We start from the raw sequence: 17,796 nt of genomic DNA on the forward strand, positions 1-17,796 counted from the left end.
CAGAGAACAAAAGCGGTACTTGGTTCAGATGTGGTGCAGTCGGCAGTGAGGACAGCGAGACAGAGGGAACAGGCGATTGAGGAACAGAGATATGCTGTAAGAAGAAAACATGATAGAGGCGCAAGGTAATTTGATACAAAAGTATGGGTGGTCGTTCTAAGAGTAGGAACGACTGCCTTTTTGTATAGATAAGAATTGCCAGAATAAGAGCAGAGGGATATAATTGAAACAATTAAACTGGAATTTCTGGAGGAACTTGAAATATGAAGGCAAGAAAATTAAAAGATGATATTACAATAGGCGTATTCTCTTCATCATCACCAATTTCTGCAACTGTCCCTGTTCGTTATGAACGAGGAGTCAAATATTTAGAATCTAAAGGTTATAAAATAATAAATGGGCAGTTATACCGAAAAAAGGATAACTACCGTTCTGGAACAATTCAGGAAAGAGCACAGGAGTTTAATCAACTCTTATACAATGAGGATGTTCAGATTCTAATGGCATCCATTGGCGGAAACAATACAAACTCAATTTTACCATATATTGATTATGAATATTTAAAGAAGCATCCCAAAATAATTATTGGATATTCAGATGTTACCGCCTTATTGCTTGCTATTTACGCAAAGACAGGGCTAATTACTTTTTATGGACCGGCTGTTGCATCTTCGTTTGGGGAGTTGCCTCCTTTTGTTGATTGGACATTTGATAGTTTTAACTCTATGATAAAAGGGACAATATCTTTTCCTTATTGTTATGAAAAGCCAGAGGTTTGGACAGAAGAGTTTATCAATTGGGCTGAACAAGACAGGTCAAAAGAGCAACTTGGAAATGATTGGATATGCGTGAATCCAGGGATTTGTCAGGGGAGAATGATAGGCGGAAATCTTAACACAATGGAGGGCTTTTTTGGAACTGAATATATGCCGGAGATTAAAAAGGGAGATATTCTGTTTATTGAGGATTCGTTAAAAGATGCGTGTACAATAGAACGTTCTTTCTCATTGTTGAAACTTGCTGGTGTATTTGAAAAAGTAAGTGGAATAATCTTGGGAAAACATGAAAAATTCGATGATAATGGAACTGGAAAATGTCCTTATGAAATTCTATTAGAAGTTTTAGGAGATACTAAAATTCCTATATTAGCTGATTTTGATTGTTGCCATACACACCCTATGCTTACTATGCCTATCGGATGTGAAGTGATGATGGATGCAGCAAATAAGAAAGTTGTATTGATGGAATCTCCATTGAATTAAGTAACAACTTTTGACTTAGAAAATCGATAAATCGGAATTTTGAGGTGAAAATGTGATGGAAATTAAAATTGAAAAAGCATTACCGGAAGATGCTGAAAACATATTAGAATGCTATAAAAACATGAGAATTAAATTGCTGTGAGACGAGTTTGAATAATCCACACAATTTGACAAAGCCAGTATTTATGCGAGTTTCAAACAAATTTGCTTAGTATCTGGAAACAAAATGGCAACATTTTGTGGTTATTCGGCGAATAAAAATTTTATTTCATAACGTATATAAAGAAACCTTACTGATTTTCAGAAGTAAAAAACTGAATATCGGTAAGGTTTTCTTTTTCCTTATTTTTCTTTTTTAGTCAATTCTTTTACGAGGTAATCACTCAATTCCTGAGATGGTATCTTGGCACGTTTCTGGTAAGTATCCAGTTCCGGATACTTATATCTCCATTCATCATATTCTTCCTTGCTGATTAGAAGAAGTTGCAGCGGAACTGGGAGTTTCCAAGTCTTATGCTTATAAGATTGTCAAACAGCTAAATGAAGAATTACAGAAGCTGGGTTATCTTACGGTAGCTGGCAGAGTAAACACTAATTATTTCCGCAAAAAAGTATGTTACAGCGAAATGTAAGAGAAAGAGAGGAGAATTTGTATGAGTATTTACAAAGATAATGTCACTGGGAAGTGGCGAGTGGTCTATCGTTATACTGATTGGACAGGAGAAACGCACCAGCCATCCAAAAGAGGACGAACGGATTTTCACAATTTCCAAATCTTATCTGCATCATGAAATGAATAGAGGCTCAAAAATATCTGGGGTGAAGCGAATCCGTGTGCATGATTTGAGACACCCGTATGTCAAGCCCACGACAAAAAAATTTATAACTTTTTTTGAAGTTTTTCGGGCAGCTTCATAGCTGCCCATAGCTGTTTCAAATGGGTGTTCACGGTTATACCTTTTCGGATTCCTTAGTTTCTAAGAAATCCTGTGTTGCATATTCAATCTCAATCCGATCTCCTGGAAAGACGTAAACTTTGTTGATAAGCCGGTCAATCAGAGCTTTTGTCAGCATGTTGGCGTTTCCGACTTCCTGCACAATTTCCTGTTGTTTCAGCTTAATCTCATAATCACTTTTTATCTGCTTTGTCTGTGCAGTGATGACAGCATGAACATTTTTGGCTTGTACCAGTTCCGTATCATAAACCGCTTTTCGTGTTCGATAGGTTTCCAAATCAATCTCTCCGAGTGCATACTGCTCATAAAGATGCCGCTTGCTGTCTTGAATAGAACGGAGTTTTTCTTCATGTTCGGCCTGCTGGACTGTCTGCAAATCCAATTTATCCTTATTGCTGTCAATTCCCAATGCCGGACACATTTGAGCCCGAATTATTTCAAATACAACCTGCTCCAGATCTGCCATCTTTATGCGCACACCATGACAAGGAAGCGTTTCAGCCACCTCGGAATGACGGCAATAAAACCACGCACCATTTCGTAGAGACATTGCATGATCGCAGCATCCACAGAATACCTTACCGCGGAGCAGATAATCACGCGGCTTTTTATTTGACAGAGAGAAACGCTTAATTGAAGCATTGGCTTTCTCAAATAGATCCACACTTATAATAGCCGGATGATGGTTCGGTATTTTGAACCACTCACTTTCATCCTTTAACTGTGTATGTCGGCTGCCAATCTCTTTTACCTTTCTCTTGCCAATTACATAGGTACCGATATATCTTTGATCTTCTAAAATACGCAGGACCGTTGATGTACTCCAAACGCCGTTTGTTCGGGAAACATTGTAATAGTCCTTGCCTTTAAGTTTGCGATATTCCCCAGGGGTGGGGATATTCATAGCATACAATCTTCTTGTGATCTCGGCTGCGGTGTTGCCTTCAGACGCCCATTGAAATATCATCTGCACATTCGGGGCAACATCCTCGTCCGGTTCCATACGTCCGTCTGCACTCTTGCGATAGCCGTAAGGACAGATGACACTCTGATATTCTCCACGACGCATCTTTGCGTATTTTGCACTTTTGGTTTTCATGGACATATCCCGGCTATAACACTCGCTAATAAGATACTTGAAAGCAATATCAATCCCTCCGGTATCACCTTTGAAATTAGCCGTGTCAAAATCATCACTGACGGAAATAAAACGGGTGTGGTAAAGAGGAAATACCCGCTCAATAAAATAGCCGGTTTCAATGCTGTTACGTCCAAATCGGGAAAGGTCTTTTACAATAATACAGTTGATCTTTCCAGCCTGAACCATTGTTAAAAGTTCCTGCACCGCCGGACGCTCAAAGTTTGTCCCTGTATGACCATTGTCAATAAATTCCAAAATCTCACTGTTATCCCATTCCGGCAGAGACATAGCTTTTTCACGAAGAATCAGTTTTTGATTTGGTATACTCAAACTTTCGGTTTTGAAATCTTCCACAGAAAGACGGATATAAAGGGCAATCACATAGTTGCGCACGGTTCCACCGCCTTTCCCTGAAATTCATTTTTGAAACGGAAGGTTACATGAATATTCCGCTCGTGGTCGATCTCAATTCGTTCAATGAGCCGTTCAATCAGTTCTGCAGTCAGTACATGATCCTGTGCCAGTGTTTTTGCATCCTTTTCCATTGCACGGTATCTGGCAAGCTGGTTGTCCAGGGAGTCCATAGATTTTTCAAATACTTCAATCTCACCAGACAGAGCATTGATAGCATGTTCATAATCCGCTTTCAATTCAAAGTATTCGTCATTTGTCAAAATACCCTGTACAAAATTTTCATATAGGCCACGGATCAGCCGGCGTGTTTTTTCAATTTCCTGTCGTTTGGCCGACATCTGAATTTTCAGCTTATCTTTTTCCTGTTTTTGTCTTGCCTCCAACTGAAAGAGTGGCAGCGACATTCCCAGCGCAACTGTCAGCTCTTTTTCAAGAATAGCCGTAACAGTAGAAATCAGTTCTTTCTCCTGTATCATCGCACCTTTGCAGCTATCTTTTTCTACCCGGCTGTTTGTAAGGCAGTGGAACCAGTAAGTGTCGGGTCCTTTCCGGCGCTCGGCGCGTTGCCTGTGAAGGCTTCTGCCACAATCAGTACAGAACACTTTACCTTTGAAAATGTTTGGTGTGTAGGGACGTTTTGGAGTTGCTTTGCTTTCTTCACAGATCTGTTTTCTGTATTCCTGAACTGCATGAAACAACTCATGGCTGATGATCGGTTCATGGGTGCATTTTACAATAATCAGATTATCTTCTCCAGCCTTGACCTGCTGATGATCTACAATCTTTGTTTTCCCTTGCACCAGATCGCCTGTATAAACTTCGCTTTCTAAGATTTTCATCACTGTACGGGTCTGCCATTTGCCGCTTCCGATCAGTCCCGGACTGGTAATCTCGCCAGTGGTCTTTTTATAATGGCTCGGTGCCGGAATCCCCATCTCATTTAGGTTGCGGACAATCCGGTTCAGTGCCACATGTTCATGTGCCCATTCAAAAATCTGTTTTACTACAGGGGCAGTATTTTCATCAATCAGAAGTTTATGGCAATCATCCGGGTCTTTCCTGTAACCGTAAGGTGCCCGTGCACCAATATAGTCGCCATCTTTCATAGCCTGCCGCGCCTGTGCTTTGATTTTTCGCCCAATGTCCAGAGCATAGGCTTCATTGATCATATTTTTCAAAGGCAGCATGATACCGCCATGAAGATTTCCGGAATCCGCTGTGTCAAACTGATCCGTAACAGCAATGAACCGAACATTATGCGCATGAAAATATTGTTCGATATAATAACCTGTGTCAATAGAATTTCGCCCTAATCGGGAAAGATCCTTAACAATCACACAGTTAATGTGGCCTGCTTCAATATCAGATAGCATTTGCTGAAATCCAGGGCGGTGAAAATTTGTCCCTGTTGCTCCGTTGTCGATATAAGTATCATACACAACGAAGTCCGGTTTATCTGAAAGAAAGTCATTCAGTACCAACTTTTGGTTTTCTACTGAGCAGCCCCGCTTTTTGTTATCCTCCACAGAAAGACGGATATACAGAGCCACATGTACATACAAAGATGGTGCCGGCATGGGAGCTGCCGTCTGTTTTCTGCTTTTTCTTGCCATTTAGCCCACCATCCTTTCTTCGTTTTTTGTAGCAATCTGTTCCGCCAAAGAGATTGCTTTCTGATACTCATCCTGGTAATTAAATTCAATATGCAGTTCATCTTTACCCATTACCCGTATGCTTCGGATAAGCTGCATGACTGCCCGACGGTCAATACCCTCCATAGTAGAAAATTTCATAAAATGGTTGATCCAACGGTTTCGTTCGCTTCGGTTTTCTAATACATCTGTAAGTTTTTCGTTCCATTCAGCGATTGCTTTTTGGAACAGTTCAATATCTGCATTGTATTTTCGCTTGTAAGAGAGAAATTCTTCCTTTGTCAGAATTCCACTCACCAGATTTTCATAGAGTTTTGCCTTAAAGCCCTCGGTCTGTGCCACACGCTTTTCATTTACTCTGATCTGTGCGGCATATTCCTGCGCCAATTCCCGGTTAATCCGTTCTTGACTGATACTGGACAGCAGGGCATCCAGAGAAGCAACATTTTCAATATGTCCTTTCAAACTGTCCTGTACACATTCAATCAGATCCGACTCTTTCAGCATGACCGACGATGTGCAGCCATTCTTTTTACCGGTCGGGCAGTAATAATAGTGATACTCTTTATCTTTATAGCGGTTCGTCTTGCGGGTCATACGGCAGCCACAGCAGCCGCAGATCAAAATGCCGGAAAACAGGTAAACCTTATCCGATTTAGGAGAAGTCCTTGTGTCAATCCTGCGGAGCCTTTGCACCAGATCAAAATCGTGCTTTTGTATGATTGCCTCATGGGTTCCCTCCACACGAATCCATTCCGAAGAAGGTTTGTCCTCACGCTCTTTTAATTTGAAATGGGGCGTTGTCTGCTTGCCCTGGACCAGTGTTCCGGTGTAAGTTTCATCCTGTAAAATGCGGATGATTGTAGTTGCAGACCATTTGCAATCCTTTCGGTCTGTATAGCCACCTTTTGCATGAGGCATTCCGTGATTGCGCTTATACGCCAACGGTGAAAGAATTCCTAATCGGTTCAGTTCATCCGCTATATGGGAAGCGCTGAATCCTTCCAGCCGTTTTCTGAAAATATCCCGCACAACATTGGCAGCATATTCGTCTACTTCCAGGCTCTTGTGTTTATCGCCGACTTTCACATAACCATAGATGGTAAAAGCACCTACAAAATCCCCGCTGCGCCGTTTTACTTCCAGGGCACTCCGTGTCTTAACGGAAATATCCCGACAGTAAGCCTCATTCATAATGTTTTTGACAGAAACCGTGAGATCATCGGCAGCGTCATTTTCCGTATCCACATTATCGTTAATTGCGATAAAACGCACTCCATAGGCTGGAAACACCCTGCGCATATAGCGGCCTGTTTCTATGTACTCACGACCTAAGCGGGAGAGGTCTTTGACAATCACGCAATTAGCTTCGCCTTGTTCGATCATCTGCATCATTTCCTGAAATGCCGGGCGATCAAACAAAACGCCACTATAACCATCGTCAATTTTTTCTGCCACAACCTCAATTTCCGGGTGTCGGGCTATGTAATCATCGATCAGGCGCCGCTGATTGGCAACGCTGTCACTTTCTACTGTTTTATCATCCGTATAAGAAAGACGGATGTACTTAATCGCTTTGTAAACCTGCATAAAAAAACACTCCTTTCGTTGCACAGAAAAATCCCCGCAATTCAAGAAGTGTGGTTAGTCCATATTCAATTCCTTTTCCGATTCTTATTCTACCATGCTTTTACGGAAAAGTCAGCCCCTTTCTTAAAATTGCGCCTATCGTAAAATACCCTTGATACATTCTTCCAGGGTAGCACCTTCAGCAGAAAAGCTGGCCTGTACAGTAAAACGGCCACACTTAAAATGGTATGGATTTTTTATCTGCTGAACAAATTCTGCAATCCGTTCATCACGGGAAAGTTCTTTGTTGACAGAAACATCCCGAATGTCTACCAGCGTACCCACTTCACTGACAATGGTGTTCATTTCCATAGTATCAACTCCCTTCTGAAAACTGTGTTATCAAAACCACATGAATAGGTCGGATCTACGGTTGTTACACACATAAATCCGGCCCATTATATCTGATTTCGATTTTACTGCCGTATTTGCCACGCACCCCGGCAAGTCCTTCTGTTATAAGGACGGGGCTGTTACAGGCTGCGGGTAGCGTCACCGCATCATAGTCCCACATACGCCGCCGCTTTGCCAGAGCAAGCAAACGCCGCAGGAACTCTCCCCAAGTCTTTAGGAAGCTGTGAAGAAGTACCATTATGATCTGTGTCGTTATCGCGTCCGGCTTGCCACAGCCGGTTTCGTAGGTTGCGTTTATCGCTCGGACAGCCTGGATTCATCACCTCCTTAGGCTGCCTGTCACCGCGCCGCCCCATCTGCCGCTCGGAACACAGAATGAAGTACCTGTAACAGCGTATATTCGGTTGTCAAGGAACAAGCAAGGGGCATGGCAGACAAATTGATATTACAGTTGGGGTGAGAGGATATATATGCTTCCTTACCACACCCGTCCAGCTTGTCCCGCCGAATATGTCCCTCTACTATTCAGTACATTTTTAGGGGCAAAGTTGCCGTCTGTTATAAAATTTCTTTGAAATATTTTTCCAGACTACGCAATCCGGCTTCGATAGAACGGGTGATCCGGCTTTTGTGTGTTCCTTCCGCTTTGGCAATATCTGCTTTGCTCATGCCAAGAAAAAAGTGTGCATAGATTCGTTGGCGCTGCTTTACCGGAAGTTTGGAAAGACCTTTATAAATCAACTCCGTCATTTGGCGCTGTTCCCAAATTTCTGCCGGGTTAAGAGGCTTTTGCAATATCTCACGCTCAATACCTTCGTCTCGATCCAGAGAGTAAAATGCTTTATAGCGGTATGTACGAATCCGATAGGCTTCTTCCAACAACATATATTCCCGAAGCAACAAAGCAACTTCATCCGGCACCTCAACGATCATGTCCTGTGTATAATACGGGTAATAATCCCGAAGATTGATTTTCTTCATAGTAATTTCCTCCAATTTCGATGTTTGAGTTGATGGCAAAAATCGAAATCAGAGGGTGGGCTGCGGCAGCGATAAGGTCTAAGTCTCTTTCTGATTAAAAAAAGGGTACAAAAAAGCGCGCCCGTACAAAGAACAGGCGCGCCAAAGCAGCAGTATGAAATTTTTCCGGGTGGTTGACAGCGAAAATGCTCAAACTTTGTCGAAACCAAAAACGCCGCAATCCATACGAGCTGGACTACGACGTATAGGTGACTGAATGTAAAGCAGTTTATCTGCAGATCTGTGTTGCATAGACGCATAGGCATTTCCTCCCATCAAGGAGGAACCTGAATCGGCTGCTTGATACCTCCTTGGGAGAAAATTATATCGGTTATGTTTCCTTTATCAGTCCGCAGATATTCGCTTTTTACTCTTTATATTCGCAATTTTCTACATATTCCGCTCTTAGAATATATGCTGCAAAAAGCAAGCCCACAAGGGGAAACAACACCTTGTGGGCTCATGTTATAGATGTTCAAATTTATAGCCGATCCCGGCGACACTCTCAATATAGTTTGGAAGATCCGGTTCAAAGCGCAATTTCTTACGCAACTTACTTATATGATTATGAATCGCTTTTCTCGAATAGAAATCACAATCTTCTTTCCAAACCAAATCGGTAATCAGTTCGTAAGTAAAAACACGTTTGGGATTGGCAATGAGTAATGCCAGTATATCAAACTCCTTACTTGTCAGGTTGATAATCCGTTCGCGAACCCTAACAGTACGATGTTCCAGGCATAGATAAAGCTCGCCTTCTTGTATTTCTGTCAGAGGATTTTTCTCTATTATGGAAGAAGTGTGACAGGAAATGAGTGCCGATCCATGACAGACTTCTTGTTCTAAAATATATTGCATTAGAGCATTCTTTTGTTCCTCGTTAAGAAGCAGAAATAACTTTTCGCCAATCTGTTTGCCGGATTCTTCTATATCAAAAACAGCTAATGTCCCATCACGTCACCATCCCTTTTTTCTAACTACTTTTTTCTTCTTAGTGACAGTCAATGTGCTGGGTTCTTTCTTTTTATTTGCAAGAATAATCACAGAAATCAAGAAAGTCAAAACTATTGTGATGAAAGCAGGGAAAATGTGATAAGTATAACCATATTCCGCACCACAAGTAGGGTCTACTAAAATCATGCTTGCTTTAATCGGATAATAATTTAACAGTGTTCCTTCAAAAGTTCCGAAATATCCATACACAAATGCTAACGCAACCCCACCCAAAAAATTGTTTACCGAACAACAGAATAGTAAAATAATCGGCAAAACTGAAATGTAAATTCCTAAATTTGCTCCGGTAACACGAATAAACATATTGAGCAGATTGCCAAAATGCACTCCTGGAAATCCAGCAATAACATTGATTACTAATGCTAGCACGCATCCTATAAAGCTAAAGCAGATTGTCAACAACAATAGGACAAGTAGTTTTCCTGAAAGTAACTGTTTATATGAAATAGGAATTGTTGATATATTCTTCATCGTATCGTCTGTATATTCCCTTGTTATAATATAACCTGCTATCAGTGCAATGATAATCGGAAAAAACAAGGTACAGTTACTAATCATAACTTGCTGCATAAAATAGTCAAATGTCCATGTCTGTCCACCGTTGGCTGTGGAATAAAACAGTGACAGCAGCGGCGAAAGCACTGTCATAATAATTCCGGCTTTTATTACAGAATAGCGTTTTAGTTTTAAAAATTCCGTTTTTATTATCTTTCCCATATCATTTACCTCGTCCATTTTTTATAAAAGCGAATGATCAACCACAACGAAAGTATAACAGTAATTGCCAGAATAAAAATTGTATGGAAGGTGGTTGGTACAATCGCATAGGCTTCCGGCAAAAGATTGTCTTTTTGCAAATGATCCATCATTAAGCCGCTTGTCCAGTTCATAACACATATAACTGGGAAAGAATTTAAGAAAGTAATTTTTGCAGCACTTATAGATGTTCCAATCGTCCCCAGTATGCCCCAGTTAAAAATAGAATAAAAAAACGCAAGCAGGATAGAAAGCAAAAAACTTTTGTTAAAACAAATAATTAAAAATACAATCGGCAAAGAAGCTGCTACGATAAGAACTCCAAAAATAAGGCTCATAAATATCTTATAAGTCATACCATAAACCATTCCTACATGAAACAGTTTACAAAACAACGCAACAGATAATGTGCTTGTCAGACAAAACGCAATGCTAAAAATAAAGAGCATAGAAATTTTTGCCATAATGAGTTGTGTATTTGTAACAGGAATTGTTCTAAGGTTTTTGGAAGTATCGCAATCTCTTTCTATAAAAAACAAAATAGCGGCAATGATACCAATTAGACATGGAAGCAAAAAAACCAATCCATATCCCAACATCATTGTATAAACATAATCAAATCGGGTTTGAAGATAATGTTCCGTTGTATCTGCACCTGTTCCCGCCTTTGCCATATATGCCAAAATCAACGGAAAAAATAACGATAATGACATCAGTGCGTATAATAATCTTTTTCGCTTTAATTTCCAAAACTCGCATTTGATCAGTTTAAGCAATTCCCTCGCCTCCCGTCACACGCTTGAAGTAATCTTCAAGACTTTCTTCACAAGTATGCGCCTCCGATACCTCCAATCCATTTTCAACAAAGGCAGTTACAATTTTCCCCACAGGTAGATCAAGGTTGTGCAGGCGCAGATTGTGGTCATCCTGTATAGAGAAATGGTTTTCACGGAAATTGCGTTCCAAAATTCTTGCCGCCTGTGCAGTATCAGAGAGCGTAAACCGGATATGCTTACTGCTTTTTTGCTCCAGCTCAGCAAGACTTTCTTCTTCCAGCAATGCACCGTGGTCGATAATTCCAATATCGTCAGCCAGCAAGGAAATCTCCGAAAGAATGTGACTGGAAATCAAAATCGTTTTTCCCTTTGCGTCGCAAAGCTCCCGAATAAAGGAGCGTACCTCCGCAATACCGATGGGATCAAGACCGTTGATCGGCTCATCCAAAATCAAAAGTTCTGGATCGTGCATAACGGCAAGGGCGATGGCAAGCCGCTGCTTCATACCAAGAGAATACTGTGAAAAGAGCTTTTTATCTTTGTAGGGCAGTCCTACCAAATCCAGAGCGTCTTTGATGGCATGATTGTTTGGTACGCCCCGCAGAGTAGCAAAGATACGCAAGTTCTCTGTGCCGGTCAGATTTGGATAAAAACCGGGGGACTCAATCAAGCTGCCGATACGGGGCAGCAATTTCTTTTCATTCCCCTGCAAGGGTTTTCCCCAGATTTTAACCTCCCCGGAAGTCGGATTTGTTAAGCCCAACAGCATTTTCATGGTAGTAGTTTTTCCGGCTCCGTTTCTGCCCAGCAGACCATAAATTCTCCCACGCATCACATGGATATTTAAGTCAGCCACACTCTTTTGTGAACCGTATTGCTTCGTCAGATTTTTCGTTTCAATGATGTAATTTGTGTCCATATTCAAAACCTCCTGTTCTGTAAAGTATTCTATCACGCCAACCTTGCATTAACCTTGCCGCAACCTTGCATTAACCTTGCAATTTGAAATCCGGCAAAATGACAAAGGTTCCCGCCATAAAGACGGGAACCCACTTAAATTTCCAAAGGAAAAAACAACATAAATTCAGTTCCTTTTCCCGGCAAACTTTCAACTGTTATGCTTCCACCCATCTTTTCTACAAGCTGATGGACAATAGAAAGACCAAGACCGCTGCCTTTTTCAGACCGACCTTTATCACACTTATAAAGCCGTTCAAAAATGTGTTTCAAATCTTCTTTCTCAATTCCTACACCATTATCCGCCAGCAGCAGCCTCATGTTATTTCCCTGCTTTGACAGGGCAATTTTAATTTTGTCCGCATGGCTGTGAGCGATTACATTTTGAATGAGATTATTGATAATCCTCATATAGCTGTCCGTATCCAATCTTACCCGGACAGGCTGTTCGAGAATATCAATGTCATAATCGACCTGCTTATCTTCAAAAATCGGTATCCAGTCGATCAGGATATTTCTTGTCAGCTCTGCGGCCTCAATAGGATGGATTTCCAAAGCAAACTCGTTGGAATTTAACTTGAACCAGTCAAAGAGTACATCAATATATTCTTTCAAATCATGGGCTTTCCGGCGGGCGATTTCGATATAATCATCCCGGTCTTTCCCTGTAACAAGCCCTTTATGTGCAGCGTCAAGATAGCCGATGAGGGTTGTAAGGGGTGTCCGAACATCGTGGGAAAGGCTCGTCATAAGCTGGCGGTTGGTTTCCTCTGCCTGCCGGACAATCGAAAGTCTGCTTTCATAGGACACAACGATCTCATTGATTTCATAGGCAAGAGGTGCTATCAGTTCATTTGTTGCAGACAAAATACGCCGATTGCCATTTCCATTTTTCACATCAACCAGCGCATCGGTCATTTCTGCTATTTGCTTTTTTACGCGACGAATGAGAAGGATGGAGGTTAGCACAGCTACAATAGCAATCACAACGGACAGGAAAACGATGATCTTCATACCAGCTATACCTCCTTATTAAAGCGGTAGCCAATCCCTTTGACCGTTTGAATATACTTTGGACTGGAAGGATTGACTTCTAATTTTTTACGAAGCCGGCTGATGATCGCCATAATGTTGCTGTCATCATAGAAATATTCTTCGCCCCAAACTTCCTCATAAATCTGCTGTTTTGTCAAAATTTTTCCTTGATGTTTTGCACAGTACAGGAGCAGATCAAATTCCTTTGGTGGAAGTTCAAAAGTGCCGGTTTCCGTCGTAACAGAACGATTTTCAAGGTCAATTTGCAACCCATCAAAATCCAGTTTTTGCATAGTTCCCGTTTGCTGATTAAAGCGGGTGTAGCGGCGAATGAGGGACGCAATACGGGCAATCAGTTCGTCCATATCAAACGGCTTTGTTAGATAATCGTCCGCTCCGGCCCGTAAGCCCCGCACTTTAGAAGCGCTGTCATTTTTGGATGTGAACATCAAAATCGGCAGGCTGTTCTCTTTGCGGATTTCTTCCAGCGTTTCAAAGCCATCCATACCGGGCATCATCACATCTAGCACCACAAGCTGGTATTCTTGCTCTTTTAATTTCTGCAAGCCCTCTTTTCCGGTATTACAAAAATCGGCTTCTATATGTTCTGATTGTACGCTGTGTTTAATCAAAGCGCACAGTTCTCTGTCATCATCTATAATCAAAATTTTATTCATGGCGCAATTCTCTCCCTTGTTTTGTCCGACCATCAATCGGCTTTTCTGCAGTTTTGGGAATCAGCCAAATACCGGCCATCTTTACTGCTCCAGAAATACGTTCACCAGCACAATAATAATTTACTCTACGAGGTGTCACGCCCCACTTCTCGGCGGCCTCTTTTAATGTCATATATTCCATATCGCACCTCCATAGAATCTATTATAGTTCTTTAGCTCGAATAATACAACCTTCAATATTAAGCGTTCGGAAGTGGATGTTAATTAAAGCCACAAGAAAATCTCGTGGCTTTAGCTTACAAATGTTCAAATTTATAGCCGATTCCGGCGACACTCTCAATATAGTTTGGAAGATCTGGTTCAAAGCGCAACTTCTTACGCAGCTTACTTATATGATTATGAATCGCTTTTCTCGAATAGAAATCACAATCCTCTTTCCAAACCAAATCGGTAATCAGTTCGTAAGTAAAAACACGTTTGGGATTAGCAATGAGTAATGCCAGTATATCAAACTCTTTGCTTGTCAGGTTGATAATCCGTTCACGAACCCTGACAGTGCGGTGCTCCAGACATAGATAAAGCTCGCCTTCCTGTATTTCTGTTAGAGGATTCTTCTTTGCTGCGGAGGAAGTGTGACAGGAATTGAATACCGTTCCATGACAGACTCCCTGTTCCAAAATATATTGCATTAGAGCATTCTTTTGTTCCTCGTTAAGAAGCAGAAATAATTTTTCTCCGATCTGCTTACCAGATTCTTCTATATCAAAAACAGCTAATGTCCCATCACATCATCACCTCCGTAAAATTTTTCAATTACTCCACAAAGAACAGAACTCGCCGGATCAGCTCCGGGATATTGACCGGGGCGGTGATATAGTCGTTTACGCCCTCATGCCGGTATTCATATTCCGTGGCAAGGTCGTTGTTTTCGGTGAGGATAAAGAACGGCAGAAGCCGGACAGGGGGATTCTTCATTTGGAACATCCCCGCCACCCGTCGCAGCGTATGAAACAGCTCCATTGCTGTGCCGTCCGGCAGTTCCAGATCGCACAAGATCAGTTCTATTTCCTTATCCTCAAAAATCCGGCGCTTGGCCTTCCCAATCGAGGAAACCAGAATTAGGTCAAAGCCCTTTTGCAGCATAGCCGCCCGCAGCACTCCGGCGTTGGTATCTTCCGCATGGACAAAGAGCAGCTTGTGAAAAGTCGGGGCTTTTTCGCCGGATAACTGCCGGTAGGCGTATTCCACCAGCTTATCTTGTAGCAGCAGCCCTTTCATTTTGTCCATGCACAGCGTTGCGCCCCGGCGCATAGCCTCCTGTTCATAGTCCTCCCTGTCATGGCAGGACGCCAGAATAAACGGCAGCTCCTTGTCTGCGGCCCGCACCTCGTCCAGAAAGTCCATGCCGGAACCGTCCGGCAGGTCGAGATCACAGCAGACCACCAGCGGCATTTCCTCTTGGATGGCGGCCCGCGCTTCTTTCAGAGTGGAAGCCGTTTTTACCGGGTAGCCCCGGTGCTGTAAGTATTTTTGCAGACACCATGTATAGGTGTCGCTGTCGTCAATCAGCAGTATCTTTTTCATGTGTCCTCACCCCCAATATTGATTTACCACAAGCATAAACTACAAATGTTACACAAATGTCCGAGGTGCCTTTGATTTCGACAGAAAAACAGGCTGAATTGTTACAAAGCTCGGACATTTCAAAAATTTCTTTGGAAAATGGCGAAAAAGGCGGGGCAGCACACGCCGCCCCGCCGATCCCATACGGTTATTCCATTGACCGCATTTGTTCAATCAGGGATTGTTTTTTCTGTCTGCGGACTGTCCATACAGACAAAATCAGTTCCATTCCGAACAATACCAGAATAAACAGACCCATTTCCAAAACCGGGAATTTGTAAGGCACTACTTTTCCGGCAAAAGCTCCTACACTAAATTTGCTACAAGCAAAGATGGAAGCCGGAAGCCCAACGATCAGCGTCGCCAATGTTGCAAAGAACGCATAGCACAGCCCCTCGCAGATATTCATTTTACATAGCTGCTTTTGGGTCAGTCCGATGGAACGCAAAACACTGTTTTCCTGTTTTCTGGACATTTGATTAGAGAGGGTCGTGTTGATCAGGTTGATAACGCCAAAGAGGAATACCAGCCATGAAAGTACCTCTATACTGCCAAATACAAAAGCATTTATATTTTTTTCATACTCAATTATAGTGTCAATATTTTCTAACGCAATATCAGTATGAGTGGCTACAATATTTTTCAATTCAGACTCTACATTGTCCGCTTTTTTCGGATCACTTGCAATGTTCCATGAATAGTCAAACGAAGCTATTTCTGGATGTAATTCATGAAATAATGCTTCCGTTGCAAATTCAAGTGGAGCGTCAACTGGGACTGTTCCATGTCCATCAGTTGGTATGCTATCGTTGTCAAACACCCCTGATATAGTAACAGGAATAGTTGATTTCCCAGAGGTAACTTCAACCGTTTCTCCCACTCTTATATTATCACGATTACTTGTATGCGAATCAATTATGATGCTGTGTGCATCCGCTGGCATAGTTCCCTCTATCAATGCAGCTTCAACCGCAGAATAATTTTGTTCAGTTAGTATATCACACCAACCAGCCTCATCAATTCCGTTGGCACGATAATTTATATGAAGGCTTTGCCTTTTTGTAATCACATCGGTTACACCATCAATGGCCAAAATTTCCTGCTTCAATTTCTCATTCAATGGATTTCCCGCTGCCATAGCTTCTTCTACTGCCAACTCGGAATGTAAATAAATTTTATAGTCACCATACGGATAAATCTGCCTTGCAAGTGCCTCTGGGGAGCGCAGCAAAACCATGGAGGATACCACAAGCAGGATAATTCCGCCCAAACTCAAAGACGCTATAATAGAGATTGTCTTTTTGCGGTCACGCTTAAAATTCGCAATTCCCATTGAAACAGGATTGAGCTTGATATTCTTTTTCCGGCTGCGGATGTCCTTTTGCACCGGGGTAAAACGGACGGCTTCAATGGGGGAAATCCCTGCCGCGATTTTCACCGGCTTACGGATGGAAATAGACACCATGATCCAACTGCTTATGAGTGTCAGGGAAACCATAACGACATAGGAAACAGCGTTAAATCCCTTGGAAAACAGAAGAAAACCGCAGCATACGCCCAGCACTGTACCAACCAAAATTCCGATACTGCCGAGTTTGCGTCCCTCCCGCTTTACAATCCGCTTGATTTGCTTTGGCGTTGCACCAATCGTCCGAAGCTGTCCGTAGCTCCTGATTTTGTCATTGATGGAGATACGGAAGATACTCTGAATCACAATATAGCCGCCGATCAGAACAATAACAATCACACCAACAATCGGTAAAAAATCAAAGGATTTAGAAGCATAAGCAAAATACTTGTTGTTCATGCTGGGATTAGGAAGCTGATATTCCTCTGCAATCTCCCTGCAATAAGAGGTTATCAGTTCCTCGCCCAACTGGTCGCTGTTTTTGAAATGGACATAGGCGCGATACCCAGCCGGATCAAACCCTTTCCATTCTGTCAGGGCAGCTTTGGAAAGAATGATAGCGCAGGTATTCGCTTCTTTTTCATTTACGCTGTCCATAATGCCGGTAACGACATAATCACCATGAAAACTCTCGGTATCTAAGGTCACAGTGTCCCCGATCTTGGCATTGTTTCCATAGGTGGAGAGAAAGTATTCGCTTACGACAACTTCATTTGCTTTTTGGGGCAGATTCCCCTCCAATAGCTTCATTTGGTCGCGCCCAATCTCCATCATTTCTGCTTCATTATATACATAAGAGGCATGATAGCCCTGTTCCGAAAGTTCCTCACCGAGCATATAGTAGCCGCCTACGCGCTCAAACTCCGGCAGTCCTTTCAGGGTTTCAATGTCGTTTTCCTCTACGCCCAGCCAGACCGCCTCATAAGTATCGACAACCTGATTGCGCTGCATTTGTGTCAGGGAAGTAGCTACAATTCCCGTAAAGCAGATCAGAAATGCCGCCAGCGCAACGGCGATCACCACCATCAAATTCCGGCGCTTCTCACTTTTCAAACTTTTTCTTGCCAGCTTACTTGTAATGCTACTGGTATCATTTTCAAAAGGCCATGTCATAGACTGCCA

At 42.2% G+C, this 17,796-nt stretch carries 17 protein-coding genes and 2 pseudogenes; 3 read left to right on the top strand and 16 right to left on the bottom strand.

The annotated features are described in order from the left end of the window. Window positions 1-263 precede the first annotated feature (263 nt). Window positions 264-1,262, top strand: a complete 999-nt coding sequence (locus DW743_RS07525) for a S66 family peptidase (protein ID WP_117761189.1) — start codon at window positions 264-266, stop codon at window positions 1,260-1,262. Window positions 1,263-1,604: 342 nt separating this feature from the next. Here DW743_RS07525 and DW743_RS18910 read toward each other — a convergent pair. Beyond that, window positions 1,605-1,736 (bottom strand): annotated as a pseudogene (locus DW743_RS18910) (helix-turn-helix domain-containing protein); the annotation flags it as partial. A 20-nt stretch (window positions 1,737-1,756) separates the two neighbouring features. Between DW743_RS18910 and DW743_RS18915 the strand changes: the two are divergent. Both DW743_RS18915 and DW743_RS18415 read left to right on the top strand, forming a co-directional pair. Beyond that, window positions 1,757-1,894, top strand: a complete 138-nt coding sequence (locus DW743_RS18915; RefSeq protein WP_117449543.1) for a DNA-binding protein — start codon at window positions 1,757-1,759, stop codon at window positions 1,892-1,894. Window positions 1,895-2,003: 109 nt separating this feature from the next. Then, window positions 2,004-2,180: pseudogene (locus DW743_RS18415) on the top strand (site-specific integrase); the annotation flags it as partial. A 33-nt stretch (window positions 2,181-2,213) separates the two neighbouring features. On the opposite strand, the gene DW743_RS07540 reads toward DW743_RS18415, so the two are convergent. From DW743_RS07540 to DW743_RS07615, 15 genes are all read right to left on the bottom strand, one after another. After that, window positions 2,214-3,752: a recombinase family protein gene (locus tag DW743_RS07540; protein ID WP_055221045.1), complete on the bottom strand. Its 1,539-nt coding sequence runs from the start codon at window positions 3,750-3,752 to the stop codon at window positions 2,214-2,216. Next, on the bottom strand, window positions 3,737-5,386 hold the full coding sequence (locus DW743_RS07545; protein ID WP_055221047.1) for a recombinase family protein: 1,650 nt from the start codon (window positions 5,384-5,386) through the stop codon (window positions 3,737-3,739). Before DW743_RS07545 ends, DW743_RS07540 begins: the two co-directional genes overlap by 16 nt. Beyond that, entirely contained in the window at window positions 5,387-7,015 is a 1,629-nt protein-coding gene (locus DW743_RS07550; RefSeq protein ID WP_033143713.1) for a recombinase family protein, read from the bottom strand. 135 nt (window positions 7,016-7,150) lie between these two features. After that, the gene (locus tag DW743_RS07555) at window positions 7,151-7,366 is read right to left on the bottom strand and encodes a DUF6870 family protein (protein WP_033143712.1); all 216 of its coding nucleotides are present in this window, start codon (window positions 7,364-7,366) and stop codon (window positions 7,151-7,153) included. 600 nt (window positions 7,367-7,966) lie between these two features. Further along, window positions 7,967-8,389 (bottom strand): hypothetical protein, encoded by a 423-nt coding sequence (locus tag DW743_RS07565; protein ID WP_015542925.1) that lies wholly within the window; start codon window positions 8,387-8,389, stop codon window positions 7,967-7,969. A 504-nt stretch (window positions 8,390-8,893) separates the two neighbouring features. Next, window positions 8,894-9,286, bottom strand: a complete 393-nt coding sequence (locus tag DW743_RS07570) for a winged helix-turn-helix domain-containing protein (protein ID WP_033143723.1) — start codon at window positions 9,284-9,286, stop codon at window positions 8,894-8,896. A gap of 99 nt (window positions 9,287-9,385) precedes the next feature. Then, window positions 9,386-10,159, bottom strand: a complete 774-nt coding sequence (locus DW743_RS07575; protein ID WP_117538752.1) for an ABC transporter permease — start codon at window positions 10,157-10,159, stop codon at window positions 9,386-9,388. A gap of 5 nt (window positions 10,160-10,164) precedes the next feature. Next, window positions 10,165-10,974, bottom strand: coding sequence for an ABC transporter permease (locus DW743_RS07580; RefSeq protein ID WP_117538751.1), 810 nt, complete (start codon window positions 10,972-10,974; stop codon window positions 10,165-10,167). Then, window positions 10,967-11,893: an ABC transporter ATP-binding protein gene (locus tag DW743_RS07585; protein ID WP_117538750.1), complete on the bottom strand. Its 927-nt coding sequence runs from the start codon at window positions 11,891-11,893 to the stop codon at window positions 10,967-10,969. The genes DW743_RS07580 and DW743_RS07585 overlap by 8 nt, the downstream gene beginning before the upstream one ends. Before the next feature lie 134 nt (window positions 11,894-12,027). Continuing rightward, on the bottom strand, window positions 12,028-12,945 hold the full coding sequence (locus DW743_RS07590) for a sensor histidine kinase (protein ID WP_117538749.1): 918 nt from the start codon (window positions 12,943-12,945) through the stop codon (window positions 12,028-12,030). Window positions 12,946-12,950: 5 nt separating this feature from the next. After that, window positions 12,951-13,643, bottom strand: coding sequence for a response regulator transcription factor (locus DW743_RS07595; protein WP_117538748.1), 693 nt, complete (start codon window positions 13,641-13,643; stop codon window positions 12,951-12,953). Next, a complete protein-coding gene (locus DW743_RS07600; protein ID WP_055221059.1) occupies window positions 13,636-13,824 on the bottom strand; it encodes a helix-turn-helix domain-containing protein in 189 nt (62 codons plus the stop codon). Before DW743_RS07600 ends, DW743_RS07595 begins: the two co-directional genes overlap by 8 nt. 115 nt (window positions 13,825-13,939) lie before the next feature. Further along, complete coding sequence (locus DW743_RS07605) at window positions 13,940-14,332, bottom strand: winged helix-turn-helix domain-containing protein (RefSeq protein ID WP_117538747.1); 393 nt, start codon at window positions 14,330-14,332, stop codon at window positions 13,940-13,942. Between the two features lie 124 nt (window positions 14,333-14,456). Continuing rightward, window positions 14,457-15,227: a response regulator gene (locus tag DW743_RS07610; RefSeq protein ID WP_117538746.1), complete on the bottom strand. Its 771-nt coding sequence runs from the start codon at window positions 15,225-15,227 to the stop codon at window positions 14,457-14,459. 187 nt (window positions 15,228-15,414) lie between these two features. Then, window positions 15,415-17,787, bottom strand: coding sequence for an ABC transporter permease (locus tag DW743_RS07615; protein WP_117538745.1), 2,373 nt, complete (start codon window positions 17,785-17,787; stop codon window positions 15,415-15,417). Window positions 17,788-17,796: the final 9 nt, after the last annotated feature.

Source organism: Blautia sp. AM28-27 (assembly GCF_003480905.1).
In the GTDB taxonomy this organism is placed as follows: domain Bacteria; phylum Bacillota; class Clostridia; order Lachnospirales; family Lachnospiraceae; genus Fusicatenibacter; species Fusicatenibacter saccharivorans.

Coding starts and splice junctions, on each gene's coding strand:
- DW743_RS07525 (WP_117761189.1), top strand. CDS start 264: ATGAAGGCAAGAAAATTAAAAGATGATATTACAATAGGCGTATTCTCT.
- DW743_RS07545 (WP_055221047.1), bottom strand. CDS start 5,386: ATGGCAAGAAAAAGCAGAAAACAGACGGCAGCTCCCATGCCGGCACCA.
- DW743_RS07550 (WP_033143713.1), bottom strand. CDS start 7,015: ATGCAGGTTTACAAAGCGATTAAGTACATCCGTCTTTCTTATACGGAT.
- DW743_RS07555 (WP_033143712.1), bottom strand. CDS start 7,366: ATGGAAATGAACACCATTGTCAGTGAAGTGGGTACGCTGGTAGACATT.
- DW743_RS07565 (WP_015542925.1), bottom strand. CDS start 8,389: ATGAAGAAAATCAATCTTCGGGATTATTACCCGTATTATACACAGGAC.
- DW743_RS07570 (WP_033143723.1), bottom strand. CDS start 9,286: ATGCAATATATTTTAGAACAAGAAGTCTGTCATGGATCGGCACTCATT.
- DW743_RS07575 (WP_117538752.1), bottom strand. CDS start 10,159: ATGGGAAAGATAATAAAAACGGAATTTTTAAAACTAAAACGCTATTCT.
- DW743_RS07585 (WP_117538750.1), bottom strand. CDS start 11,893: ATGGACACAAATTACATCATTGAAACGAAAAATCTGACGAAGCAATAC.
- DW743_RS07590 (WP_117538749.1), bottom strand. CDS start 12,945: ATGAAGATCATCGTTTTCCTGTCCGTTGTGATTGCTATTGTAGCTGTG.
- DW743_RS07595 (WP_117538748.1), bottom strand. CDS start 13,643: ATGAATAAAATTTTGATTATAGATGATGACAGAGAACTGTGCGCTTTG.
- DW743_RS07600 (WP_055221059.1), bottom strand. CDS start 13,824: ATGGAATATATGACATTAAAAGAGGCCGCCGAGAAGTGGGGCGTGACA.
- DW743_RS07605 (WP_117538747.1), bottom strand. CDS start 14,332: ATGCAATATATTTTGGAACAGGGAGTCTGTCATGGAACGGTATTCAAT.
- DW743_RS07610 (WP_117538746.1), bottom strand. CDS start 15,227: ATGAAAAAGATACTGCTGATTGACGACAGCGACACCTATACATGGTGT.
- DW743_RS07615 (WP_117538745.1), bottom strand. CDS start 17,787: ATGACATGGCCTTTTGAAAATGATACCAGTAGCATTACAAGTAAGCTG.